Raw genomic sequence first — 22,984 nt, 5'->3', positions numbered from 1 at the left:
CTCTGGACGTCGCGCGGCGGCGGCCCTATCACTTGAGATAAAGTGACAGGGAGTGCGCCGGTGACGGGTGAGAGCGACATTTCGCAAATGAGCGAGACCGAAGTGCGGGCAGAGTTGGCCCGGCTCGCAGAGCTACTTGGGCGGGCGAACCAAGCCTATCACCGGGAGGACGCGCCGGAGATATCGGACGCGGAATATGATGCGCTGAAACTCCGCAATGCGGCGCTCGAGGCGGCCTTTCCGGCGCTCAAACGCGCCGATAGCCCAAGCGATCAGGTTGGCGCGGCCCCGTCCGAAGGCTTTGGCAAAATCACCCACGCGATCCCAATGCTCTCGCTTGGCAATGCGTTCGAAGACGGGGATGTCACAGAGTTTGATGCGCGGATTCGCAAATACCTAGGCGTCACTCCGGATGCATCGCTTGATTACACTGCGGAACCTAAGATCGACGGGCTCAGCTTGTCGCTGCGCTATGAAAAAGGAGCGCTTGTCCACGCCGCGACGCGCGGGGACGGGACGACCGGCGAGAATGTGACCGAGAACGCCCGCTCCATTGCCGATATCCCACAGGACATTGCAGGGGCGCCCGAGGTGCTTGAGGTGCGCGGCGAGGTTTACATGAGCCACGCGGATTTCGAGGCGCTGAACGTGCGGCAGGCCGAGGCGGGCGACAAGACCTTCGCCAACCCGCGCAACGCCGCCGCCGGCTCCTTACGCCAGCTTGATGCGCGGATCACCCGCGCGCGGCCGTTGCGTTTCTTTGCTTATGCCTGGGGCGAACTTTCCGCCCCCCTTGCAGAGACGCAGATGGGCGCGATCGAGCGGCTGGCCGAGTTCGGTTTTGTCGTCAATCCCCTGACTGCGATCTGCGATGGGCCGGAAAGCCTCATCGCGCATTACCGCAAGATCGAGGAAAATCGCGCGACCCTTGGGTATGACATCGATGGCGTGGTCTATAAGGTCAACCGCCTCGATCTTCAGGCACGGCTCGGCTTTCGTGCGACGACACCGCGTTGGGCCGTGGCGCATAAATTCCCGGCCGAGCTGGCTTGGACCCGGCTCGAGGCGATCGACATTCAGGTGGGCCGCACCGGTGCGCTTAGCCCGGTGGCGCGATTGCATCCGGTGACGGTCGGTGGCGTGGTGGTCTCCAACGCGACGCTGCATAACGAGGATTACATTCAGGGCCGCGACAGCAAAGGCGAGACGATCCGGGGCGGCAAAGACATCCGCATCGGTGATTGGGTGCAGGTCTACCGGGCGGGCGATGTGATCCCGAAAGTGGCCGATGTGGACCTTACGAAACGGCCCGACGGGGCCTTGCCCTACGCCTTCCCGACAACCTGTCCCGAATGTGGCTCGGACGCGATCCGGGAAGAGGGTGATGCGGTGCGCCGCTGCACCGGGGGGATCATCTGTCCGGCGCAGGCGATGGAAAAGCTCAAGCATTTCGTGTCGCGCAAGGCGTTCGATATCGACGGTCTTGGCGCGAAACAGATCGAGATGTTCTATGACGATCCCGACCTACCGATCCGTACCCCTGCGGATATTTTTACGCTGAAAGACCGGGATGCGGGCAATCTCAATAGACTTAGGAACCGCCATGGCTGGGGCGCGCAGAGTGCGGAGAAGCTCTTTGCGGCGATAGAGGACAAACGGCGGATCGCCTTTGCGCGGATGATCTTTGGTCTTGGGATTCGCCATGTCGGCGAGGTTGCGGCGAAAGATCTTGCGCTGCATTTCGGCGACTGGCCGGATTTGGCCAAGGCGGTGGATACCGCACGTCCCGCGGCGCTTGCGCATCGGGCTGGCGAAGAGGCTGTGGAGGTCGAGCGCGTGGCGGCCGCAGACGAAGGACGGCGCGCTCGGATCAAAGAGACGCGGGAGGCGGCGATGGCCGAGATGGCGGTGCCGGAGGCGGCATGGACCGCGTGGGACGATCTGATCGGGATTGACGGGATCGGCGCAACGGTTGGGCTTTCGCTTTCGGATGCGCTTGCCAACCCTGACGAACGCGCGGCGATTGATGGCTTGGTTGATAAGCTTGAAATCGAAGCGCCGGCGGCGCCCGCCAAGGAAAGCCCGGTCGCAGGCAAGACCGTGGTCTTTACCGGCACGCTTGAAAAGATGACGCGGGCCGAAGCCAAGGCGCGGGCCGAGGCGCTTGGCGCTAAGGTCTCGGGCTCTGTCTCAAGCAAGACCGACCTCCTTGTAGCCGGGCCTGGGGCTGGGTCGAAGGCGAAGAAAGCCGCTGATCTTGGGGTCGAGACCATTGATGAAGACGGCTGGCTCGCCCTGATTGAGGGGCTATGAGCACGCGGCCGGAGATCCTGTTTCCGCTGTTTGCGGACCTGACCACGCTCGACGGGGTGGGGCCGAAGATTGCTCAGCACATGGCGCAAATCGGCATCGAGAAGCCGCGTGATATCCTGTTTTCACTGCCCTATTCCGGGGTGGATCGGCGGCGGCGGGAGTCGGTGCTTGATGCGACACTGCCGGATGTGGTGACGGTCAAGGTACGCATCGGCGCGCATCGACCGGCGCGCAATCGCGGCGGGGCTTATCGCATTACGGTCGAAGATGCGCGCACGGCGTTTCAGCTCGTGTTCTTTCACGCGCGTGTCGATTATCTTCAGAGGGTGCTACCAGAAGGCAGTGAAAGACTGGTTTCGGGGCGGGTCGAACTCTTCGACGGGGTGCCGCAGATGGTGCATCCGGATCATGTCTTGCCTGTCGAAGAAGCAGCGGAAATCCCGGCCTATGAACCCGTTTATGCGCTGACTTCGGGCGTGACGCTCAAGACCATGAGCAAGGCAGCGGCCTCGGCCGTGGCAAAGGCACCGGATCTTGAAGAATGGATCGACCCGGGCCAGAAGGCGCGAGCGAAATGGCCGGATTGGGCCGAGGCGCTGCGTTTGGCCCATGCGCCGCAAGGGGCAGCGGATCTTGCGGCGACGGCACCGGCGCGGGAGCGGCTCGCCTATGACGAGATGTTTGCGCATCAGGTGACGTTGGCGCTGGCGCGGTCGCGCCTGCAACGAGCCAAGGGGGTCATCAGCGAGGCGACAGGGGCGTTGCAGACCAAGGTGCGCGCGGCGCTGCCGTATAAGCCCACAGGGGCACAGGACCGGGCGATCGAAGAAATCGCGGCGGACATGCGCGCTCCGCTGCGGATGAACCGGCTCTTGCAAGGCGATGTGGGCGCGGGCAAGACGCTTGTGGCCTTCATGGCGCTTCTGGTGGCGGTCGAGGCTGGGGGACAGGGCGTCCTTATGGCGCCGACGGAAATCCTTGCGCGTCAACACCTTGCAGGCCTGCGCCCCTTGGCCGAAAGTGCCGGCGTGGTGGTTGAGATCCTCACGGGGCGGGACAAGGGCAAGGAGCGCAGCGCAAAACTCGCGGCCCTTGCGCGGGGCGATATTCACGTGCTTGTCGGCACGCATGCCGTGTTTCAGCAGGACGTGCATTTCGCGGACCTGCGCCTGGCGATCATCGACGAACAGCACCGGTTTGGCGTGCGCCAACGGCTCGAGCTTGGCAAAAAAGGCGAGGGGGCAGATGTGCTTGTCATGACCGCAACGCCGATCCCGCGGTCGCTCGCGCTGGCGCAATATGGCGATATGGATGTGTCGATCCTTGACGAGAAGCCGCCGGGGCGACAGCCGATCTCGACGGCGCTGATCTCGACAGGGCGGATCGACGAGGTGGTGGACCACCTGCGCAAGGCGGTGGCCGAGGGGAAACAGGCCTATTGGGTCTGTCCGCTTGTGGATGAGAGCGAGAACCTCGACCTCACGGCGGCAGAAGAACGGTTCAAGCGGTTGCGCGCGGCGCTTGGCGAAGGGGTCGTGGGTCTTGTGCATGGTCAGATGCCACCCGCCGAAAAGGACGCGGCGATGGCCGCGTTCGAGAAGGGGGAGACGTCCGTTCTCGTGGCGACGACGGTGATCGAAGTCGGGGTTGATGTGCCCAATGCCACGATCATGGTCATTGAGCGGGCCGAGATCTTCGGTCTTGCGCAGCTGCATCAGCTTCGGGGCCGGGTTGGGCGCGGCACGCAGGCCTCGACGTGCCTCCTGATGTATCAAGCACCGCTCAGCGAGAGCGGGCAACGCCGCCTGACGACCATGCGCGAGACCGAGGACGGGTTCCGCATCGCCGAGGTGGACCTCGAGATGCGCGGTGCGGGCGACCTTATCGGGACCGCGCAATCGGGGGTGCCGCGGTTCCGGGTTGCCGATCTCGAGAGCCAATCGGCGCTCATGGCAATCGCGCAATCAGATGCGCGCAAACTGTTGTCTGACGATCAGACGCTAGAGAGCGCCCGCGGCGCGGCGGTGCGTGTTCTTCTATGGCTCATGGAACAAGATCGGGCGATCCGTTTAATTTCAGTGGGTTAGATCCACCTGTTCCATTTTGTTCGCAAATGTTCTCAAAAAGTTCTTTACAGGTCGTTAAGGATATGAGAACAAATAAGCAACAAAACACGATAATGAGCAGGAGACGCCCCATGATGACCCAGATCCGCACTGTGATCCGCAATTCCCGCGCAACGCTTGTTCAGGATGCGCTTGGGGGCGTGGCCCTTGTCGTGATGATGCTTGTGGCGCTGCATGTGCCCGGCGTCTCGTAACCCCGGTTTTCTGCCCGCGTGATCGCGCCGGGTGTCGTCCGGTCGTATCCTGTCCCCAATTGGATGCCCAAGACCGACACTGCCTGTCCCACGTCTTTTGAAGGGTGCCTCACTCCCCTTCGGACGCTGCCCGGGTCCCTCGCGAAAACGCGACTTTGCCGCCGCCTTCCCCACGGAAGTGCGGCGGTTTTTTTATCAGGGGATGGTTAACGATTGGCTCAGGCGGCGGCCTCTGCCTCGGCCATAGCTTCGGCGGTGGCCTCGATTGCGAGCAGGATCGAGGCGTGACGGTTGGCAAAATCGCGCGCCGGGCGCAGGACTTCGAGACCGTCGAAGGGCGCGGGCGGGGTGGGGCCGTTTTCCTTGAGCATGGCGCGCAAGGCGTCGCGGGTGGCCTCAATCTCGGCACGGGTCCGGCCGATCACATTGGCCCCGACCACGGAAGCGGCGGCTTGTCCCAGAGCGCAGGCCTTCACATCCTGCCCGAATTCGGCAATGCGTCCGTCTTCTTCGAGTGTCACATCCACGGTCACGGTCGAGCCACAGAGCGGTGCGCGCTTTTTGATCGTCGCCTGCGGATTGGCAAGACGATCCGTGTGCGGAATTGCGGCGGCGAGCGCGAGGATGCGCCCGGAGTAGAGATTGATGAGATCGGTTTCGCCGGACATGCCTGTTCCCTTCGTCACATTTTGTCTAGATAGAGGCCCGGTAGGCAGATGCAAAGGAAATCGACCATGGCTTTTGATCCGGCGACGCTCAAATACAACGAAGCGGGCCTCATCCCAGCGATCGCGCAGGATGCCGACAGCGGAGAGGTCTTGATGATGGCCTGGATGAATGCCGAGAGCGTGGCGCGCACGCTCGAGAGCGGCAAGGTCACGTACTGGAGCCGCTCGCGGCAGAGTTTCTGGGTCAAAGGCGAAAGTTCCGGCCATGTGCAGGCGTTGGTCGACTTCCGCTATGACTGTGATGAGGATTGCATCCTCGTTTTGGTGAACCAGACGGGACCGGCCTGCCACACCAACCGCCGCTCCTGTTTCTATCGGGCGGTGCGCGAGGGTGAGACGGTCGAGTTGATGTCGCCGATGGCGTAACGGCCCTTTCGGGCCGTGCCTGCGGCGCGAGTATTTTTCCAGAGAAGAAGAGCGGGATCAGAGACCCACGAGGCGGCGGATGTCTTCGGGGGTTGCACCGTCCGCGCGGTATTTGGCGATGGCGCGGGCGTCGTCGCGTTTGGCAAGGCGCTTGCCGGTGTCGTCGCGGATCAGGCGGTGGTGGTGGTAGGCCGGTGTCGGTAGGCCGAGGAGGCGTTGGAGGATCACGTGGATTTTCGTGGCCTCGAAGAGGTCTTCACCCCGGATCACATGGGTGATGCCTTGGGCGGCGTCGTCGAGGACGACAGAGAGGTGGTAGGAGCCGGGAAAATCGCGACGAGAAAGCACGATGTCACCGACCTCCGAGATGAGTTCGTCCGCGGAAACAAGGACTTGGCCACAGGTCTCGTCTTCAAAGGTGAAACGGTCGGGGGTGGCCAGGTGAGCGAGCGCGGCGCGCATGTTGAGGCGCAAAGCGGCATCCTCTGGGATCGGGCCGGATGGGGGCGTGTCGGGGCGACAGGTGCCGGGGTAGACAAGGCCATCGGGGCCATAGATCGGCCCGGCGCCTTCCTGCGGGGCGGAGACGGCGGCTGTGATGTCGCGGCGCGTGCAGGTGCAGGGGTAAAGCAGGCCCTTGGTCCAAAGATCCGAAAGCGCAGCGCGGTAGCTGGGCAGGCGGTCGGACTGGCGCATGGGCGGGGCGTCCCATGTCACGCCAAGCCATGCAAGATCATCGTAGATTTGCGCTTCCCATTCGGGGCGGGCGCGGCTTTGGTCGATATCCTCGATCCGCAGTAGGAACGTGCCGCCCGCCGCCCGTGCCATGTCATGCGCGAGGAGCGCCGAGTAAGCGTGGCCCAAATGCAAAGGGCCGGTGGGCGAGGGGGCGAAGCGGGTTCTCATTGCGTGGCGAGCCACTCCGTCCATTCGGCCTTGGCGCGGTCGGTATAGGCCTTGTAGCGGTCCTTGCGGCCCCGGCGGCCGCCTTTGAGGCCATCGACCGGTTGGAACAGGCCGAAATTGACGTTCATCGGCTGGAACGTCTTGGCCTCGGCGCCGCCGGTGATGTGATGCACAAGCGCGCCCATAGCGGTGTTGAGCGGCGCGGTCTCGCGTGACTGGCCAAGGATTTCGGCGGCGGCGAGGCGTCCGGCGAGAAGGCCCATGGCAGCGCTTTCGACATAACCCTCGACGCCCGTCACCTGACCGGCAAAGCGGATATGGGGCTTGGAGCGCAGGCGCATCTGATCATCCAAAAGCGTCGGCGAATTGATGAACGTGTTGCGGTGAATGCCGCCGAGCCGCGCGAAGGAGGCGTTTTCGAGGCCGGGGATCATCTTGAACACCTCGGTCTGGGCGCCGTATTTCATCTTGGTTTGGAAGCCGACGATATTATAGAGCGTTCCCAAGGCGTTATCGCGACGCAGTTGGACCACGGCATAGGCTTTTTCGTCCGGCCTATGCGCATTGGTGAGGCCCACGGGCTTCATCGGGCCATGGCGCAGGGTTTCGCGGCCGCGTTCGGCCATGACTTCGATCGGCAGGCAGCCGTCGAAATAGCCCGCGGTCTCGCCCTCGTGGAACTCGGTCTTGTCTGCGGCGAGAAGCGCGTCAATGAAGGCCTCGTACTGGTCCTTGGTCATCGGGCAGTTGAGATAGGCCTTTTGCTCTTCTTCGGTTTCGCCCTTGTCATAGCGTGATTGCAGCCAGGCGACGTCCATGTCGATGCTTTCGGCATAGACGATAGGGGCGATGGCGTCGAAAAAGGCCAGGCGCTCGGCACCGGTTTCGGCCTGAATCGCGGCGCCGAGCCCTGCGGAGGTCAGCGGTCCGGTGGCGATGATCCAGTGGCCCTCGGTTGGCAGGCTGTCGATCTCGCCATATTCGACGCGCACATTGGGCAGGGCGAGGAGGGCTTCGGTCACGCTTTCGGCGAAGGGATCGCGGTCTACGGCGAGCGCGCCTCCTGCAGGCAGACGATGTTTGTCCGCCGTGGCCATGATAAGACTATTCGCGGCGCGCATTTCCCAATGCAGGAGGCCAACGGCGTTTTGTTCGTCGTCATCCGAGCGGAACGAGTTGGAGCAAACCATCTCGGCGAGGTTGCCGGTGCGGTGAGCGAAGGTCTCGACCTTGGGGCGCATCTCGTGGATCACCACGTCGATACCCATCTGGGCGGCCTGCCATGCGGCTTCGGAGCCCGCCATGCCACCGCCAACGATATGCAATTCCTGTGTCATGGGGCGGACATAGGGCAGGCGCGCGGTTTTGGGAAGGGGGCGCAGTTAACGGGCCGTCTTCCGTGGCGCTATCGTCGCGCGAAAGGCGCGGTTGGAGGGACATGCCAAGAGAAAGACGACCCGTTCAGCGTCTGGCGCCTATGTGCCATGACCTGCGGATTCGTCACAGAGCGAAAATACGGCGCGCTGCGAAACACTCTAGGCCGAAAGTGTAAACAATCCTTGGGAAGTGCGCGCGATGCCGTCAGAGCAGCGAGGTAAGTCAATGAAGCCCCTCGGGCATCGCGCAGGATCAACGCGGGCTTGGGGGCCGCGTGTCGCCGCGCAATCGTTACCCGTTTCCGAGAGCGGGTGCATCGTCCATTTGGAAAAACACCGTTCTCTTCGGCGAAACGTGGCTTATTGATCCCAGTTCGGCGGGCGTTTCTCGAGGAATGCGGCGATCCCCTCGGCGGTATCGCGGTAGAGCATGTTCTCAACCATGACATCGCCTGTGTAGGCATAGGCCTCTTCGGTGGTCATCGTGGCCTGTTCGTAGAAGGCGCTTTTGCCGATACGCACGGCGGCGCCAAGCTTGGCGGCGAGGGTCTCGGCCAGCTCCGAGGTCGCGGCCTCGAGCGCGTCATGTGGCACAACCTTGTTCACAAGGCCAAGCGCCTCGGCCTCGTCGGCAGGGATGAACTTACCTGTGGTGAGCATCTCGAAGGCTTTCTTGCGCGGGATATTGCGGCTTAGGGCGACCATCGGTGTCGAGCAGAACAGGCCGATGTTGACGCCGTTGACGCCGAATTTCGTGCCCTCCGCGGCAACGGCCATATCGCAGGTCGCGACGAGCTGACAGCCGGCGGCGGTGGCGATGCCGTGGACTTGGGCAATGACAGGTTGCGGGATGGACTGCACCGTCATCATCATGCGGGCGCAACGGTCGAAAAGGTCTTTGAAATAAGCCTTTCCGCCATCTTCGGCCTGACGCCCGGCGGTCATCTGCTTGAGGTCATGCCCGGCGCAGAACACCTTGCCTTCGCCCGAGAGCACCACAGCGCGCACAGAAGTGTCGTTCTTGAGAGAGTTGAACGTCTCTTGCATCGCTGCAAGCATCTCGTCGGAGAGGGCGTTGAGCCGCTCGGGGGAATTCATCTTGAGATACGCGATCGAATTAACGTCGCGACGTTCGAAAATTGCCATCTTGTTCTCCTCCGGCTTTGCGGCAAACTTAAACGCCAAGCCGACGGGAGGAAAGACATGTCCGCAAAAATGACCGCAGAAGAAATGGGCGCCTATCTTGAGGAGATATTCCCGCAGGTGAGCGACGATTTCGCCGTGGAATCCCTTGATGAGACGGGGTGCGTGATGCGGCTCAAGGTGCAGGATCGGCACCTGCGCCCCGGCGGCACGGTCTCGGGGCCGAGCATGTTCAGCCTTGCGGATGTGGCGGCCTATGTGGCCACGATGGGGCAGATCGGGAGGGTGGCTTTGGCGGTGACAACGAGTTGTTCGCTCGATTTCATGCGCAAGCCCGAGGCAGGCAAGGATATCATCGCCAAGGCGACGCTTCTAAAGCTTGGTCGGACGCTCTCGGTTGTGGATATTCTTATTTATTCCGAAGGGGTTGAGGCGCCGGTGGCGCGTTCGACCATGACCTATTCGATCCCCCCCAAACGCGCGGGTTAACGCGACCTAAAAGGGCGAAAACAGCGTTCGGTATCACGTCGGTATTCCGTCGGTATTGCGTCCGTGGCGGCTTTGCAAATGGTCGGATGAAGGCAACGCGCGGGGCGTGAAATGTCGTTTGCGACATTTTGGATATATCTTTCTATTCAAAAATTGATATGTGTCAACGCAAGTGACCCCGCTCTGTGCGAGACGGGGAGCCTCATGTGAGAAGGATGAGTTCCCGTGACAGATATGACCCTGACAGACGCTTCTGAAACCGAGCCGCGGCTCAAGCACTTTCCTGTGCCGTTCTTCGCGGTGGTCATGGGCCTGATGGGCCTGACGCTCGCGCTTCATGCGGGGGCACATGTCTACCCGAGCCTTGGCACGGCCTCGACGGTGGCGATGTGGACCGGGATCGCGGCCTTCTGCGTCATTGCCATCCTCTATATCGCCAAGGCCATCCTCTATCCGCAGGCTGTGGTGCATGAGTGGCAGCACCCGGTGCGCCTTGCCTTTTTCCCGGCGGTGTCGATCTCGATTCTTCTGATCTCGACGGCGATGCTGTCGCATTTTCCGGACACGGCGCGGGGGCTTTGGATGATCGGCGCGGCGCTTCAGGGGCTTCTGACTGTTGCGGTGGTCTCGGGCTGGATCAGCCACCGGGCCTTTGAGGTTGGGCAGTTGACGCCCGCTTGGTTCATCCCGGCAGTGGGCAACGTGGTTGTTCCCGTCGCGGGGGCGCAGCTTGGCTATGTCGAGCTTTCCTGGCTGTTCTTCTCGACAGGCATGATCTTCTGGGTGGTTCTGCTGACACTGGTGTTTAACCGTCTCATCTTTCACAACCCGATCCCCGGCAAGCTTTTCCCGACGCTTGTCATCCTCATCGCGCCGCCCGCCGTTGCGTTCCTTGCCTATGTGAACCTGACAGGCGAGATTGATCCGTTCGCGCGCATCCTGCTCAATATCGGGTATCTTTTCACCATCCTGATCGCCGTTCAGGTGCCGAAGCTTGCCAAGTTGCCCTTTGCGCTGCCTTGGTGGGCGCTTAGCTTTCCGATTGCGGCGATGACGATCGCGTCGTTCCTGTTTGCGCGCAAGACCGGATCGGAGGCGCATGTGGTCATTGGCACGCTGCTCCTTGTGGTGCTGGCGGGGGTGATGGTCAAACTGGTCATCCGCACCGTGCTTGCCATCAGCCGCAAGGAAATCTGTGTCCCCGAGTGACGCGGCACAGAAATCCCCTGCGAGACGTGGTTTTGCGGGGGTATTTTGTGGGGTAAAATGATACCTAATTTTCAAGCCATTGAAATTGCGTGATTAATTCGCGTTTTGTGCGCTTGACTGTGCGTGTGGCCCCTTTATAACCCGCCCATCGAATTCAGGTGCGTTGGTTTCCTGCGCATCCGTCAACCAAAAGTCAGGTAGACTCACATGAAAACCTTTTCTGCTACTCCGGCAGACATCGACAAGAAATGGATCCTGATCGACGCCGAGGGCGTTGTTCTGGGCCGTCTTGCCTCGATCGTTGCCATGCGCCTGCGCGGCAAGCACAAGGCGTCCTTCACCCCGAACATGGACATGGGCGACAACGTCATCGTTATCAACGCTGACAAGGTCCAGCTCACCGGCAAGAAACGTTCGGACAAGAACTATTACTGGCACACTGGCCACCCGGGCGGCATCAAGTCGCGCACCGCGGGCGAGCTTCTCGAGGGCGAATACCCCGAGCGCGTGGTCATGAAAGCGGTTCAGCGCATGCTTCCGGGCAACCGCCTGTCGCGCAAGCAGATGACCAACCTGCGTGTCTATGCCGGCACCGAGCATCCGCATGAGGCGCAGTCGCCGGAAGTGCTGGATGTCAAATCCATGAACTCGAAGAACACCCGGAGCTAATCAATGGCTGATCAAATCAACTCGCTTGAAGAGCTGAACGAGGTCGCCGGTGGCGAAACCATCGTTGATATCGAAGCTCCGCGTGAACCCGTTCGTGACGAACTCGGCCGCTCCTACGCGACCGGCAAACGTAAAGACGCCGTTGCGCGCGTCTGGATCAAGCCCGGTTCGGGCAAGGTCGTCGTCAATGGCAAGGACCAGGACAAGTATTTTGCACGTCCCGTGCTTCAGCTGATCCTGCGCCAGCCGTTCCAGGTTGCCGGTGTGGAAGGCGAATTCGACGTCTACGCCACCGTCAAAGGCGGCGGTCTCACCGGTCAGGCCGGTGCCGTCAAGCACGGTATCTCGAAAGCGCTTCAGCTTTACGAACCGTCCTTGCGCGCGCCGCTCAAGGCCGCTGGCTTCCTGACCCGCGACAGCCGCGTGGTGGAACGTAAGAAATACGGTAAGCGCAAAGCCCGTCGTTCGTTCCAGTTCTCGAAGCGTTAAGCCTTACGAGATACGAGATTTCAGGGGTCGCCTTCGGGCGGCCCTTTTGCGTTTGGGCAATCTAGCGGTGCGCGCCAAGGCGCGCGCTTTATGAGCATGCTTTGCATGCGGTCTGCCTCCGGCGGGGATATTTCCGGCAAGAGGAAGAGGTTAAGGCGTTCGCTTACTCTTGTGGCGGCGCTTCCAGTCGCGGCGCATGAGGCGTAGGCGACGGAAGAGGCTACTGCGGTCGCGGTTGAGGTCGGTCAGCAGGCGACAGGCGAGCGGGCGCAGGACCGGATCGGCCTCGGCGCTTTGCCAGAGCATGCCGAGGAGCGTGCGGTCGAGATCCCCGGCACGCATGGAATAGCCCGTCAGCCCCATCGGCAACCCGCCACGGGCGCGCGTGTCGAGGGAGAAGGGGCTCTTGGCCTTTTCGCCACTATAGAGGCGTTCGGTCTCGTAGAGTTTGGTGAGCGCAAAGAACACGGTCAATTCGGAGGCGGCGCGGCGTTGGTCTTCGTTGGTGCCGAAATCGCGAAAGGTTTGGAGCGCGGAAAGCTGCCAGCGGCGGTCGAGGTGATCGAGAAGGAAGGGCGCGTGATCCTGCCACATCTCGAGAAAAAGGGCGCGGGCGATTTCGGGCGGATCGGCGCGACGCGCGGCGGCGATGGTCAGGGCATGCAGCGCGAGAAGCTCTGGTTGGCCGTCGAATTCGCGGCGCAGTTCGAGATATTTCTGGGGGGCGGGTTTCGGCGTTGGCGCGGTCTCGGGGAAGGCGGACGGGTCGGGCGCCTGTGCCCGTGTCTTGGCCAGCGCGTCCAGCCCCGGCGCGGAGACCGAGCGCAGGGTGTCTTCCATCTCTGGATACGGCAGGCGGCGGCTTGGGACATCCTCGGCGAGGTCGGCAAACCCGTTGGGGTAGGTGAATTCGCTTTGGAACAGCCGTGGCATGGGGGGCCTTTCTCAGCGGTCCGGTGCGATCAGGCCGAGGCCACGCAGGTAGACGCCAATCCCCGTCTCAAGGAGATCTTCGGGCGGGAAGGGCGCTTGGGTGCCCGGAGAGTTGCGGGCGAACAATTCGACGACGCCATGGCTCAGCGCCCAGATATGGGCCGAGAACATCGCGGCGGGGGGTCGTTTTTCCGGCGGGATATGCTCCGAGAGATCGGCGGCGGCTTTCTCAAGCACGCCACGGGCGCGGGCCGAGACGGCGGCGAGTTCCGGGGTGCGATTGACGGAGATACCGCTTTCGAACATGGCGATGTAGTGGCCGGGGTATTTGCGGGCAAAGGCGAGATAGGCGCGGCCCGTGGCCTCAAACGCGGCAAGCGCGGAGGGTTGGCCCTTGTCGTAGGCGTATTGCATCACATCGGCGAAAATCTCGTAGCCTTGTCGCGCGGCCTCGGCGATGAGGTCTTCGCGGCCTTCGAAATGACGGTAGACGGCGGCGGGGGTGACGCCCGCCTGTTTCGCGGCCTCAGAGAGGGTAAAACCGGTGGGGCCCTTGGATTCGATCAGCATCAAGGCCGCCTCGACGAGGGCCTGACGCAGATTGCCGTGATGATAGCCGCGTTTCTTAGCCATTCCAGATCTCGGGGCCGCCGCAGATTTTCGCGTCGATCTCGCCAATCGCGGCCTCGTCCTTGCGGTCATAGGGCAGGGCGGAGAGCACGCTGCGCATGGCCATGAGGCGGGCGCGCTTTTTGTCGTCAGAGCGGATCACGGTCCAGGGCGCGGCGACGCTATGGCTTAAGGTCAGGGTCTCGCCGATGGCCTTGGTATAGGCGTCCCAGCGTTTGAGGCCCTCTACGTCGATCCAGCTCAGCTTCCATTGCTTGAGCGGGTCGGATTCGCGTTTGAGGAAGCGGCGGAGCTGTTCGGCGCGCCCGACATTGAGCCAGAACTTGAACAGGTGGATGCCCTCGTCGACGAGCATCGACTCGAAATCCGGCACCTGGCGGAAGAAATGATCGCGCTGGTCGTCGGTGCAAAACTCAAAGACCTTCTCGACGACGCCCCGGTTATACCAAGAACGGTCGAAGAAGACGATTTCGCCGCCTGAGGGCAGATGGTCGATATAGCGTTGGAAATACCATTGCGTCTGTTCAGCGTCGGTCGGTTTGGGGAGGGCGACGACGCGCGCGCCACGAGGATTAAGATTCTCTCGGAAGCGCTTGATTGTGCCGCCTTTTCCGGCAGCATCACGGCCCTCGAACACGATGGCGACACGGGCGCCGCTATCCTTGGCCCAGCGTTGCAGCTTGACCAGTTCGACCTGAAGCGCCGCGATTTCCTTATCGTAGTCCTTGCCGCGCATCGGGGTGGTATGCGGGTAGTCGCTGTCGAGGATATCCTTCTTGTCCGCGTCGCGGATCGCGTCCCGCACAACATCGGGGGCGTGGTTCTCGTAATAGTCGCTAATCGCGCCGTCGAAGGGCAGCTCCATGAAACCTCTCCAGTTTTGACCCAATATGGCGCTCAGGGCGGATTAGTGCAATCCGGCGCGCGCGGCGGCGCGGTCGATGGCGGCGGCGACCTCGGGGGCGGCGACGTGCTGGGGCATGTGGCCGATCCCGGGCAGGAGCGTCAGAGTTGCGCCGGGAATGCGGGCCACGAGGCGTTCGGCGTGGTTCCAGGCGGGGACGGTGGGATCAGAGTCGCCATGGACGATCTCGGTTGGCACCTCGATCTCGCCGTAGCGCGGCACGAGGGCGTCGATTTCGTCGAGGAGATTGGCGCGTTGCAGGGCATTGGCGCGCAGGGTCTTGCGGCGCAGTGTCAGTCCGGGGCCAAAGTAGGCGCTATAGCCCTCGGGGACGGCCTGTGGCGTGAAGATGCCTTCCATGACGCCCGCCACATAGTCGTCGCTCACATAGGCGGTGATGAGGGGGATCGCGAGCGGGCCGAGCCAAGGGTGCGAGGTCACGCGGTAGAAGGCGTCGAGGCCTGTTTCCCATGTGCCCGAAGCAGCGGCGAGGGGCACGAGGGCCGAGATGCGCTCGGGGTAGTGCACGGCCCATGCAAGCGCCACGGCGCCGCCATAGCTCTGGCCCATGACGATGGGGGCCTCAGCGCCGAGTTCGGCGGCGGCGCGCGACAGGAGGTCGGCCTGTTGGGTGATGGTCGCGCCGGTGCTGTTGATCCGGTCGGTATAGCCGAGGCCGGGGCGATCAAAGACCAAGACGCGGTAGCGATCCTCAAGATGACCGACGAGCTCAAAAGTCATGTCGCGGGTGCTGCCGCTCGCGCCATGGATCAGCACGAGATCGGGGCCAGAACCGCGCACGACGACGTGCACGCGGTGGCCGTCAATCGTCACGAATTGGCCCTCGGGCGGGTGGCTCGCCTCGGCGCGGCGTTCGTGCCGCTTGGCAAGGTAGAGCGTCAGCGCGGCAAAGAGCGCAAGGAGAATAACAAGGTAAATCAGGAGTTTAATGGCCAATCTCGCTCATGTCATACGGCGTTGTTTCGTAGATCTCGGTGATCCAATTGCCATATAGCAGGTGCGCGTGACTTCTCCAGCGATTGAGCGGAGGTTTTGTCGGATCGTCGTCCGGATAGTAGTTTGCAGGGACGTTGATCGGGGTGCCGTCGGCCACGTCGCGATCATATTCCTGTTTGAGCGTGTCGCTATCATACTCAAAGTGATTGAAGATATAGAGCGCGCGGCGGTCCGGTTCCTCAACGAGGCAGGGGCCGACCGTATCGGAGGACAACAATGTCTTGAGGGCCGGGATCGCATCGATCTCGCCTTGTTTCATCTCGGTCCAGCGGCTCACAGGGATGACGCAATCATCCGAGAAACCGCGCAGGTAGTGCGAGGCGGGGTCCATGTTGCGATGCCGGAAACAGCCAAAGGCCTTGGCGTCGAGCATGTGTTTCTTGACCCCGTGAAAGTAGTTGATCATCGCCATGCCGCCCCAGCAGACGCCGAACGTCGAATGAACATGGGTCTTGGTCCACTCAAAAACCTCGCACAGTTCCTTCCAATAGGTGACATCGGTAAAGGAAAGGTGTTCGATCGGCGCGCCAGTGATGATGAACCCGTCGAATTTCTCGCCCGTGGCCTTTACCTCGTTGAAAGGACGGTAGAATTCGGCCATGTGATCGGCCCCGGTATTGCGGGGTTTGTGCTCGCTCATGCGGATCAGAGAAAGCTCGATCTGAATCGCGGTGGCCCCGATCAGGCGGGCGAATTGGTTCTCGGTCTGGATCTTCTTGGGCATGAGGTTCAAAAGGCCAATCCGCAACGGGCGGATGTCCTGCCGGGCAGCCTGATCCTCGGACATGACCATGACGCCTTCGCGCGAGAGCACGTCATAGGCAGGCAGGTCGGAGGGCAGTTTTATCGGCATGGGTTCTGAACTTCTTGTTGGATTGCAGAGGGTTAGGTAGGGGTTTCGGTGCGGCGATCAAGAGCCTTGGCGATCAAGTCTTCGAAATCGACAGCGCTTTGGACGGCGGCGACCTCTTCGGCACAGACGGTCACGCCCCAATTGGCCATCGCTGCGTAGCGCGGTTGGCGATGGGCAAGCGCCTGTGCATAGGTCCAGCGGATGAAATGATCGGGATCAACCGCGTCTTCTTGGACTTTGAATTCATTGAGATATTCCGACCACGCACGCGAAAGGAACTCAGGCTGATACGCCATCGGTTTCGGCGCGGCGTCGAAGCGGCGCACGAGTTCCTCGGTGTGGGCGTCGGAGCCTTCGATCCAGACCATAAGCGTCTGGGCCGAAAGCTCGGTCATGATGGTGTCGGCGGGGTTCGACGGGTCGACCCACTCGCAGATCGAACCGCCCGTGTCGCAGATGAAATGGTCGTATCCATAGACTTTGCGGGCCCGGTCAATGAAATGCTCGGTGTCCATAAGTGCATGAATTTCCGCGTTTTTAAACTGATCCTGACGGCGACGATATTCGTCGATGGGCAGGCCGTTCTTGGCGGGGTTGCCGGGTTTGCTGAGGTAGGTGGAGACGGCGGTGAGGTCGTGGGTGTGGACGTTGGGGGCGATATAGATCGCATCCCGCAGCAGCATTTCGCGCAGGTAGGGGTGCTCCATCGCGGCCTGGATACAGGAATCCGTGATGTGTTCGCCCATGTAGCGGGTGCCGATACGGTAGTCGATGGAATAGTGAAACCAATCGCCTTGAGAGCGCAAGGTGTTGGAAACATGTGTTTTTCCAAGGCCAGACATGCCGAAGAGAAGCACCTTCTTCTGCTCGGCGTCCCGCCAGTCCTGTGCGCTTTGATAGATCATCGGGGCCTGTCCCTCGTGAGTGTTTGCAATGTGGTAGCGGGCAGGGGCGAAGGGGTCAAACGGGATTTGGGTTAACGACAAAACCAACGTCGGTATTGCGTCGGTATCGCGTCTGTATTGGGTCTGTGGCGAGTCGTTTATGCACCGTCCCGGTTAACGCGGCAGGGCGCGCCGTCTTGGGAGGGGCAATCGGCCATTGAGGACGAGGAGGCCAAGCGCGAGGAGGACGAAGCCGAAATAGGCGCGCGGGGCCAGAGCCTCGCCAAGGACGAGCGCACCAAGGGCGATGGCGAAGGGCGGGATCAGGAGGGTCACCAACATGAGGTTGCCGCTCCCGGCCATGGCGAGGACGCGGTAGTAGAGCAGGTAGGCGAGCGCCGTGCCGATCACCGCGTAATAGGCCAGCGCGCCCCATGTCACAGGGGAGATCGCAAGGGTCAGCGGGCCATCGACGATCCATGCGAGCGGCAGGGCAACGAGGGCGGAGCAGGTGAGCATCCCTGCGGCGGCAATCTGGGGCGCGAGGCCAGAGAGCGCCTTGCGTGCCCAGGCCCCGGCGACGGCATAAGAGAGGGTTGCGCCAAGGGCTGCCCATTGGGCAAGGGCGCGCGGGTCGAAGCGGGCGAGGTTCTCGAGGCCGATGGCCGTCGCGACACCGAGAAAGCCGAGCGTGACCCCCAGCAGTTTCTGCCGGGTCAGCCTTTCATCCGCGAAGATCGCGGCGGCGACGAGCACGCCAAAGACGGCTGTGGTGGCGTTGAAGATCGAGGCGAGGCCGCTTTCGATATGAAGCTGTGCCCAGTTGAGGAGGGTGAAGGGGATGAGGTTGTTCAGGAGCCCCATGATGGCGAAGGCGGCCCAGAGCCGGGGGGAGGTCGGCACCGGCAGGCGCAGCCAAAGCACCACGCCCCAGAGGGTGAGCGCGGCCCAGACGGTGCGGTGGGCCACGGCGGTCAGTACGCCGATTTCGTTCAGGGCGAGGCGGGCGGCGAGGAAAACGCCACCCCAGATCGCGCCGAGCAGGAACAGCTCGGCCCATGCGCGGGGAGAGAGGGACATCTGGGTCATGGGGCAGGTGTAGCGGCAAGGGGTGGGGCGACACGACCCGTTTCCTGCGCAAAGCAAAGCCCCCGCGCCGGAAAGCGCGGGGGCGGATGTTTTCGACTGTGGCTTGGATCAGAAGGTGATTTCCGCCTTTAGGCCCACACCGATCACATGGTTGTCGTTAAAGGAGGCCACGGGCACACCGGCGACACCGGCATTGGCGTCACCGAGCCACGTATAGTTCACCCCGCCTGTGATATTGATGTTCTTGTGGGTGTAGCGGCCGCCGATGGTCAGACCATAGAGCCCGTCTGTCGGCCCAAGCGGCGAGACGGTCGCGCTATGGGTGTCGGGCTCGTAGCTGATCGAGACGGACCCGGCAAAGGAGTCAGAGAAGCGTCGGGCAATCCCGAGCGAGAAGCGCCGCGCGTTCTCGAGGTTGACGAGGTCATTGCCGAGCAAATCGGGCACCACGTCCACCGAGGAGAAATCGGTCCAGCGAAAGTTCGCGGTCAGAAGGGTGTTCTGGGCGATGCCTGTCTGGAAGTCGAGGTTGAACGACTGTGGCGTTACATAGTCGACGGTGCCGTTCTGGGTAATGCCGAGCAGGTTCTCTGTCGTGCTGGCGCTGTGCTCTGTCTCGAAGCGGTATGTGGCGGCGAGGCGCAGGGCGATGTCGGGGATCTCGTAGGCGGCGCCGATCAGGTAGCCGATGGACGTATCGTTCTGCATGGCAAACTTGTAGCCGCCGGTGCTGACGAAGGTGGAAGCCGCAGTGCCGACCTGAGCGGCGAGCGAGGCGAAGGTGCCGGGGCCGTAGAGCGTATCAATGGCGGCTTGGGCCGTCGCGCTTCCGGCGAGGGCCGCGTTGAGCACGGTGCTCGTGAGATCGGGCAGCACATTGGGCAGGACCGAGTTGAACGCCGAGGTGACGGCCGAGGTTGCGATGGCAGTTTGATAGGCGAGGCCATTCAGGCTCACGTTGCCTTGCACGCCTTCGATGCTCACGCCGCCAAGGATGCTGAAACGATCGGTGATCGCATAGCGGGCGACGAAGGTCGCGGCATCGCTTGAGAGGTCGGCCATGGTGCCGCCAAGCACCGAGGTCAGGGGGCTGTTGCCGTAGCTGACATTGGCGCCATAGGGCTGATCGATGATCAGCGCATAGGTGAGCTTGTCCGAAAAGGCACCGGTGTAGGACAGGGTTGTCACCTGATAGTCCTCGGCGACGTCATAGCTATTGCCGAGCGCGTCCGTGCCGGTAACCGAGGGCTGCACGCTGCCGTAGGACAGGCTTGCGGTGCCGGGTTCGTTGAAGATAGCGCTTGTGCTTTGGCCGGAGCGATCGAGCCCCCCGGCGATGGTCTGTCCCGCGCAGAGCGCAAGAGTCGATGTCGCCATGGCGACAAGTACGAGTTTGTTTCACGTCATTATTTTTCCTCCCTAGTGCGGAAAAGGAACCGAACCGGGAGGCTATTCGTCAACTCGTCACCCAACGTAAGGCGGTAATAGATACATACGAAAGATGCGTTTATTTATTCTTTTTGCTGTATATGTGCTCTTTTTGTCACGCTTTTTGCGGGCGTGTTTCGAACCAGATGTTGAGGTAATTGCCGCCGAAGATCAGCACCGCCCCGAGGAAAACGAAGATATCGAGCGGTTCCTCATAGAGCAGCATGCCGATGATCGCGATGGCGGGCAGGCGGATGAAGTCGATGGGCACGACGACGGTTGCCGGTGCGATGGAGAGCGCCGTGGTCAGGCAATAATGCGCCAGCAGCCCGGCACAGCCGATCAGGATCAGCCAAGGCACGCTTGAGGCCGAGGGCAGGGCGATGTCGAGATCGAAACCTGCAAACAGGATGCCGAACACCGCCTGCATCGTGGTCAGGTAGAAGAGGATGCAGGTGATCGTCGCGGTGCGGGTCAGTTTCTTGGTCAGGATGATCGAGCCTGCAAAGCCGATGGCGGCAATGGCGGCGGTCACGAGGCCGTGGTGGAAGGTGCCGACACCGGGGCGGGCGACGATCAGGATACCGATAAAGCCGAGCAGCGCGGCGAGCGCGCGCATCGGGGTCAGCCGTTCGCCGAGGAACAGGGGCGAGAGCACCAAGACCCAGATCGGCGACGTGAACTCGAGCGCGAACACCTGGGCCAGGGGGATGACGGTGATCGAGTAGAACCAGAGGTTCTGACCGGCGAAATGCGAGATGTTGCGAAAGAGATGCAGGCCAAGCTTATCGCGGCTGACCTGATTCAGGGTTCCGGCGAGGCTGGCGACGATGAGGACGATGACCACGCCGACGAAAGAGCGATACATCATGATCTCAAACGTATCGAGTTCAAAGGAGACGGCGCGGCCTGCGATGGCCATGGATGAGAAGGAGAGAATGGCGCCGCTCATCCAGAGCGCGGCCTTGAACGTATCGGACATCGGGGTCTTTCTCGCGGTTTCGGCGCGCAGTTTGTGTCAGCAGGCGCGGAAACAAAAGGGCAAAACCACCGGTGCCCGGAAAATGCCGCGGGCGAGGTCAGCTCGCGTTGTGGGGTACGTGGAATTCGGCGCGGGCGCGGTCGAGATCGCCTTCGGCCGAGACCAGCCGCACGAAGCGTTTGAAGTCCGCTTGGGCGTATTCGAGGCGGAAAGGCATTTTGTGGGTCTTGTCGCGCAGGAAGTGGCGGATGTTCTCGGTCACGGTGTCGACATAGTCCTCGGCGAGTTTCTCGCGGTCGGTTTCTTTGCAATGCAGCAGAATACCACCGCCTTTGTAGGCCGAGATGATCCCACCCTTGCGCTTGGCGTAGCTTTTGACGGTGGCACGGCGGTCGCGTTCGAGGTGCACATAGAAGGCATTGTCACCATAGGCCGCATCAAGGCGCCCGAGCAGCCAGCTTAGCCGGTTGTCGGCTTCGATATGGAAAGCGGGATAGGCAAGGCGCGCGGCGCCGAGCATGTGGGTGCGGGTCTCGTGGCCTGCGGAGTAGTTGGTCAGATGGGCGCAGGCCTTGGAGAAGGTCGTGCTTCCGCAGCGACCGGTGCAGAGCACGAAGATGTTCTTATACATGAGCAGCCCTTTTGATCGGGGTATTGCCCACAAAGGCGATGGCGTCTTGGAAGCTGCAGAGAGGCAGGCTGTCCAGTTCGGCAACGAAGCGGTCGAATTGGGCGGGCGCGAGGCTTTCGGAGAGGTCGGGAATGTGGGGGTTGTCAGAGGTTTTTTGAATCAGGCCGACGCCATGGTCGATCTCGACGATGCGAAAGGCAAGGCCCGTGGCCTCGCGCAGTTCGACCGCGAGTTTCCAGCAATCGCCGGTCCAAGCGGGGCTCAGGCGGGGGACGTGATGTTGTTGCCAGTCGGCGGGAAGGAAATCGTGGAACGCGATCCAACCGCCGTCTTTCAGGACGGCCAACGCGTTCAGGGCGTCACGGCGCACTTGGGCGTATTCGTGCAGACCGTCGATGAAGATCACGTCGAAGCGGCGGGTATTCGCGGCAAAGAAGGCGTCCGAGGTCATGCGGTGGGTGCCGCCCGAGGCCGGGTCCACGCCAGTCTTGTCGAGGCAGGCGACGGAGTTGAACAGGCTATTGCTGGCGCAGCCGATCTCGAGATAGGCGCTCTGTGCGCCTTGGGTCGCGCTCAGGAGGTGATTGACGAGCGCGATGCGGTTGAAACCCTTTTCCTCCCACTTCCAATCATAGGTCTTTGGGTGGGCATGGACGCGGTATTTTGCGAGATCCGCGCGGTTTCGCCATTTCTGGGTGAGCTTGTCCAGGAAGGTCATTCGGGGGTGTCGCTCTTCGGGGAATAGGTCCGGGTCAGCGATCGAAAGGCAAGGTGAGGCAATGGTCTTTCCGTGAAATGTCTTTGACGTATGAGACTAGAGTCCGGGTGCAGGTGCGGCAAGCGATGATTGCGCCGCTGTTCGGAGCTATGTCTTGCGGATCGCAACCTGTGGCCCGTACCCGATCAGGGCGATCTCGGTGCGTTTGCGGCGCAAGAAGGCGTTGATCGCGCCTGCGGGATTGTCGGCGGGCTTTTCGTAATGTTGCCAACAGTAATCGTCGAAGATCATCACGCCGCCGGGTTTCAGCAGGTCGAAACAGTGGATCGCATCGGCCATGACATCATCGCGGTGATGCGCGCCGTCCACATAGATCAGGTCATATCGGGGGCCGGGCGGGGTTTGCGCGTAGAAGGCCGCGGAGGTCGATTTGACCTTGGTGATGCGGTCGCAGAAGGGGGCGAGGTTTTCATCGAAGCGCTGTTCGACGCTGGCTAGGATGGTGGGACAGACAAAGCGATCGTCCTGATGCTCATCTGCGCCTTGCCATGTGTCGACGCAGGTCAGTTGCGCGCGGGGGAGGGCGGTCAGTGTGTAGAGGGCAGAGAGCCCCTGCCAGCTTCCGATTTCGAGACAGGCCAGATCGGGGCGTGTGGCGAGGCCTTCCTCTGCGATCAAGCGCTGCCAAAGGGGGATATTGGCGCTAAACCAATCGGTATCGAAGGCGTGGCGGTCGCGACAGGAACGAAAGGCGGCCATCGCGGCCTCGGCCTTTTGCCGTTGGGCGCCGCGATGGGTCAGGCGCTCGCGCAGCACCAATATCGTCCCGCGACCGATCACCCACAGGGGCACGCGGCACCGGAGTTGAAACAGGAAGCACCGCACCGCGCCTGTGTTGCGCGACATC

The 22,984-nt window shown here is 62.0% G+C and carries 24 protein-coding genes; 8 read left to right on the top strand and 16 right to left on the bottom strand.

The annotated features are described in order from the left end of the window. Positions 1-87 precede the first annotated feature (87 nt). From ligA to MK745_RS19770, 3 genes are all read left to right on the top strand, one after another. The gene (ligA, locus tag MK745_RS13355; protein ID WP_243613803.1) at positions 88-2,313 is read left to right on the top strand and encodes an NAD-dependent DNA ligase LigA; all 2,226 of its coding nucleotides are present in this window, start codon (positions 88-90) and stop codon (positions 2,311-2,313) included. Then, positions 2,310-4,400: an ATP-dependent DNA helicase RecG gene (recG, locus tag MK745_RS13350; protein ID WP_243613802.1), complete on the top strand. Its 2,091-nt coding sequence runs from the start codon at positions 2,310-2,312 to the stop codon at positions 4,398-4,400. The genes ligA and recG overlap by 4 nt, the downstream gene beginning before the upstream one ends. A 110-nt stretch (positions 4,401-4,510) precedes the next feature. Further along, positions 4,511-4,633 carry a hypothetical protein gene (locus tag MK745_RS19770; protein ID WP_279391812.1) on the top strand — a complete coding sequence of 41 codons (123 nt, stop codon included), beginning with the start codon at positions 4,511-4,513 and terminating at the stop codon, positions 4,631-4,633. A gap of 218 nt (positions 4,634-4,851) precedes the next feature. Here MK745_RS19770 and MK745_RS13345 read toward each other — a convergent pair whose 3' ends face one another. Beyond that, positions 4,852-5,301: an iron-sulfur cluster assembly scaffold protein gene (locus MK745_RS13345; RefSeq protein WP_243613801.1), complete on the bottom strand. Its 450-nt coding sequence runs from the start codon at positions 5,299-5,301 to the stop codon at positions 4,852-4,854. Positions 5,302-5,367: 66 nt separating this feature from the next. On the opposite strand from MK745_RS13345, the gene hisI reads away from it, so the two are divergent. After that, positions 5,368-5,727: a phosphoribosyl-AMP cyclohydrolase gene (gene hisI, locus MK745_RS13340; RefSeq protein WP_243613800.1), complete on the top strand. Its 360-nt coding sequence runs from the start codon at positions 5,368-5,370 to the stop codon at positions 5,725-5,727. A gap of 57 nt (positions 5,728-5,784) precedes the next feature. Here the strand turns inward: hisI and gluQRS are convergent, their stop codons facing one another. The 3 genes from gluQRS to MK745_RS13325 form a co-directional block, all read right to left on the bottom strand. Next, positions 5,785-6,633 carry a tRNA glutamyl-Q(34) synthetase GluQRS gene (gene gluQRS, locus MK745_RS13335; protein ID WP_243613799.1) on the bottom strand — a complete coding sequence of 283 codons (849 nt, stop codon included), beginning with the start codon at positions 6,631-6,633 and terminating at the stop codon, positions 5,785-5,787. Next, positions 6,630-7,970 (bottom strand): methylenetetrahydrofolate--tRNA-(uracil(54)-C(5))-methyltransferase (FADH(2)-oxidizing) TrmFO, encoded by a 1,341-nt coding sequence (gene trmFO / locus MK745_RS13330; protein WP_243613798.1) that lies wholly within the window; start codon positions 7,968-7,970, stop codon positions 6,630-6,632. The genes gluQRS and trmFO overlap by 4 nt, the downstream gene beginning before the upstream one ends. 399 nt (positions 7,971-8,369) lie before the next feature. Next, complete coding sequence (locus MK745_RS13325) at positions 8,370-9,194, bottom strand: enoyl-CoA hydratase (protein ID WP_279391811.1); 825 nt, start codon at positions 9,192-9,194, stop codon at positions 8,370-8,372. An 18-nt stretch (positions 9,195-9,212) separates the two neighbouring features. On the opposite strand from MK745_RS13325, the gene MK745_RS13320 reads away from it, so the two are divergent. The 4 genes from MK745_RS13320 to rpsI all read left to right on the top strand — a co-directional run bounded on the left by MK745_RS13320 (position 9,213) and on the right by rpsI (position 12,008). Next, complete coding sequence (locus tag MK745_RS13320; RefSeq protein ID WP_243613796.1) at positions 9,213-9,641, top strand: PaaI family thioesterase; 429 nt, start codon at positions 9,213-9,215, stop codon at positions 9,639-9,641. Between the two features lie 234 nt (positions 9,642-9,875). Continuing rightward, the gene (locus MK745_RS13315; RefSeq protein WP_243613830.1) at positions 9,876-10,850 is read left to right on the top strand and encodes an SLAC1 anion channel family protein; all 975 of its coding nucleotides are present in this window, start codon (positions 9,876-9,878) and stop codon (positions 10,848-10,850) included. Between the two features lie 207 nt (positions 10,851-11,057). Continuing rightward, positions 11,058-11,519, top strand: a complete 462-nt coding sequence (gene rplM / locus MK745_RS13310; RefSeq protein ID WP_243613795.1) for a 50S ribosomal protein L13 — start codon at positions 11,058-11,060, stop codon at positions 11,517-11,519. 3 nt (positions 11,520-11,522) lie between these two features. Beyond that, on the top strand, positions 11,523-12,008 hold the full coding sequence (gene rpsI, locus MK745_RS13305; protein ID WP_243613794.1) for a 30S ribosomal protein S9: 486 nt from the start codon (positions 11,523-11,525) through the stop codon (positions 12,006-12,008). Between the two features lie 150 nt (positions 12,009-12,158). Here rpsI and MK745_RS13300 read toward each other — a convergent pair whose 3' ends face one another. The 12 genes from MK745_RS13300 to MK745_RS13245 all read right to left on the bottom strand — a co-directional run bounded on the left by MK745_RS13300 (position 12,159) and on the right by MK745_RS13245 (position 22,983). Then, positions 12,159-12,941 carry a hypothetical protein gene (locus tag MK745_RS13300; RefSeq protein ID WP_243613793.1) on the bottom strand — a complete coding sequence of 261 codons (783 nt, stop codon included), beginning with the start codon at positions 12,939-12,941 and terminating at the stop codon, positions 12,159-12,161. Positions 12,942-12,953: 12 nt separating this feature from the next. Further along, positions 12,954-13,574, bottom strand: coding sequence for a TetR/AcrR family transcriptional regulator (locus MK745_RS13295; protein WP_243613792.1), 621 nt, complete (start codon positions 13,572-13,574; stop codon positions 12,954-12,956). After that, on the bottom strand, positions 13,567-14,436 hold the full coding sequence (ppk2, locus tag MK745_RS13290) for a polyphosphate kinase 2 (protein WP_243613791.1): 870 nt from the start codon (positions 14,434-14,436) through the stop codon (positions 13,567-13,569). The genes MK745_RS13295 and ppk2 overlap by 8 nt, the downstream gene beginning before the upstream one ends. Before the next feature lie 42 nt (positions 14,437-14,478). After that, positions 14,479-15,432 (bottom strand): alpha/beta fold hydrolase, encoded by a 954-nt coding sequence (locus MK745_RS13285; RefSeq protein ID WP_243613790.1) that lies wholly within the window; start codon positions 15,430-15,432, stop codon positions 14,479-14,481. Beyond that, a complete protein-coding gene (locus MK745_RS13280) occupies positions 15,422-16,345 on the bottom strand; it encodes a homoserine O-succinyltransferase (protein ID WP_243613789.1) in 924 nt (307 codons plus the stop codon). Before MK745_RS13280 ends, MK745_RS13285 begins: the two co-directional genes overlap by 11 nt. A 32-nt stretch (positions 16,346-16,377) precedes the next feature. After that, positions 16,378-17,250, bottom strand: a complete 873-nt coding sequence (locus MK745_RS13275; RefSeq protein WP_243613788.1) for an ATPase — start codon at positions 17,248-17,250, stop codon at positions 16,378-16,380. Positions 17,251-17,403: 153 nt separating this feature from the next. After that, positions 17,404-18,318 carry a DMT family transporter gene (locus MK745_RS13270; RefSeq protein WP_243613787.1) on the bottom strand — a complete coding sequence of 305 codons (915 nt, stop codon included), beginning with the start codon at positions 18,316-18,318 and terminating at the stop codon, positions 17,404-17,406. Between the two features lie 108 nt (positions 18,319-18,426). Next, entirely contained in the window at positions 18,427-19,695 is a 1,269-nt protein-coding gene (locus MK745_RS13265) for an outer membrane protein transport protein (RefSeq protein WP_243613786.1), read from the bottom strand. 166 nt (positions 19,696-19,861) lie between these two features. Then, positions 19,862-20,728: a DMT family transporter gene (locus tag MK745_RS13260; protein ID WP_243613785.1), complete on the bottom strand. Its 867-nt coding sequence runs from the start codon at positions 20,726-20,728 to the stop codon at positions 19,862-19,864. Between the two features lie 97 nt (positions 20,729-20,825). Beyond that, a complete protein-coding gene (locus MK745_RS13255; RefSeq protein ID WP_243613784.1) occupies positions 20,826-21,359 on the bottom strand; it encodes a hypothetical protein in 534 nt (177 codons plus the stop codon). Next, complete coding sequence (locus MK745_RS13250; protein WP_243613783.1) at positions 21,352-22,077, bottom strand: class I SAM-dependent methyltransferase; 726 nt, start codon at positions 22,075-22,077, stop codon at positions 21,352-21,354. The genes MK745_RS13255 and MK745_RS13250 overlap by 8 nt, the downstream gene beginning before the upstream one ends. Before the next feature lie 147 nt (positions 22,078-22,224). Continuing rightward, a complete protein-coding gene (locus tag MK745_RS13245; protein WP_243613782.1) occupies positions 22,225-22,983 on the bottom strand; it encodes a class I SAM-dependent methyltransferase in 759 nt (252 codons plus the stop codon). Position 22,984 lies beyond the last annotated feature (1 nt).

The organism is Shimia aestuarii (genome assembly GCF_022814865.1).
Taxonomy (GTDB): Bacteria; Pseudomonadota; Alphaproteobacteria; order Rhodobacterales; family Rhodobacteraceae; genus Shimia; species Shimia aestuarii_A.
The sequence above is the reverse complement of the archived record's forward strand: the minus strand, read 5'-3'. Positions and strand labels throughout refer to the sequence as shown.

Bases quoted from the DNA above. Each gene is read 5' to 3' on its own strand.
- recG (WP_243613802.1), top strand. From the start codon at position 2,310: ATGAGCACGCGGCCGGAGATCCTGTTTCCGCTGTTTGCGGACCTGACC.
- trmFO (WP_243613798.1), bottom strand. From the start codon at position 7,970: ATGACACAGGAATTGCATATCGTTGGCGGTGGCATGGCGGGCTCCGAA.
- MK745_RS13280 (WP_243613789.1), bottom strand. From the start codon at position 16,345: ATGCCGATAAAACTGCCCTCCGACCTGCCTGCCTATGACGTGCTCTCG.
- MK745_RS13315 (WP_243613830.1), top strand. From the start codon at position 9,876: ATGACCCTGACAGACGCTTCTGAAACCGAGCCGCGGCTCAAGCACTTT.
- hisI (WP_243613800.1), top strand. From the start codon at position 5,368: ATGGCTTTTGATCCGGCGACGCTCAAATACAACGAAGCGGGCCTCATC.
- ligA (WP_243613803.1), top strand. From the start codon at position 88: ATGAGCGAGACCGAAGTGCGGGCAGAGTTGGCCCGGCTCGCAGAGCTA.
- MK745_RS13265 (WP_243613786.1), bottom strand. From the start codon at position 19,695: ATGGCGACATCGACTCTTGCGCTCTGCGCGGGACAGACCATCGCCGGG.
- MK745_RS13275 (WP_243613788.1), bottom strand. From the start codon at position 17,250: ATGATCTATCAAAGCGCACAGGACTGGCGGGACGCCGAGCAGAAGAAG.
- MK745_RS13260 (WP_243613785.1), bottom strand. From the start codon at position 20,728: ATGTCCGATACGTTCAAGGCCGCGCTCTGGATGAGCGGCGCCATTCTC.
- MK745_RS13255 (WP_243613784.1), bottom strand. From the start codon at position 21,359: ATGTATAAGAACATCTTCGTGCTCTGCACCGGTCGCTGCGGAAGCACG.
- MK745_RS13245 (WP_243613782.1), bottom strand. From the start codon at position 22,983: ATGTCGCGCAACACAGGCGCGGTGCGGTGCTTCCTGTTTCAACTCCGG.
- MK745_RS13345 (WP_243613801.1), bottom strand. From the start codon at position 5,301: ATGTCCGGCGAAACCGATCTCATCAATCTCTACTCCGGGCGCATCCTC.
- rpsI (WP_243613794.1), top strand. From the start codon at position 11,523: ATGGCTGATCAAATCAACTCGCTTGAAGAGCTGAACGAGGTCGCCGGT.
- MK745_RS13270 (WP_243613787.1), bottom strand. From the start codon at position 18,318: ATGACCCAGATGTCCCTCTCTCCCCGCGCATGGGCCGAGCTGTTCCTG.
- MK745_RS13295 (WP_243613792.1), bottom strand. From the start codon at position 13,574: ATGGCTAAGAAACGCGGCTATCATCACGGCAATCTGCGTCAGGCCCTC.
- gluQRS (WP_243613799.1), bottom strand. From the start codon at position 6,633: ATGAGAACCCGCTTCGCCCCCTCGCCCACCGGCCCTTTGCATTTGGGC.
- MK745_RS13300 (WP_243613793.1), bottom strand. From the start codon at position 12,941: ATGCCACGGCTGTTCCAAAGCGAATTCACCTACCCCAACGGGTTTGCC.
- MK745_RS13320 (WP_243613796.1), top strand. From the start codon at position 9,213: ATGTCCGCAAAAATGACCGCAGAAGAAATGGGCGCCTATCTTGAGGAG.
- ppk2 (WP_243613791.1), bottom strand. From the start codon at position 14,436: ATGGAGCTGCCCTTCGACGGCGCGATTAGCGACTATTACGAGAACCAC.
- MK745_RS19770 (WP_279391812.1), top strand. From the start codon at position 4,511: ATGATGACCCAGATCCGCACTGTGATCCGCAATTCCCGCGCAACGCTT.
- rplM (WP_243613795.1), top strand. From the start codon at position 11,058: ATGAAAACCTTTTCTGCTACTCCGGCAGACATCGACAAGAAATGGATC.
- MK745_RS13250 (WP_243613783.1), bottom strand. From the start codon at position 22,077: ATGACCTTCCTGGACAAGCTCACCCAGAAATGGCGAAACCGCGCGGAT.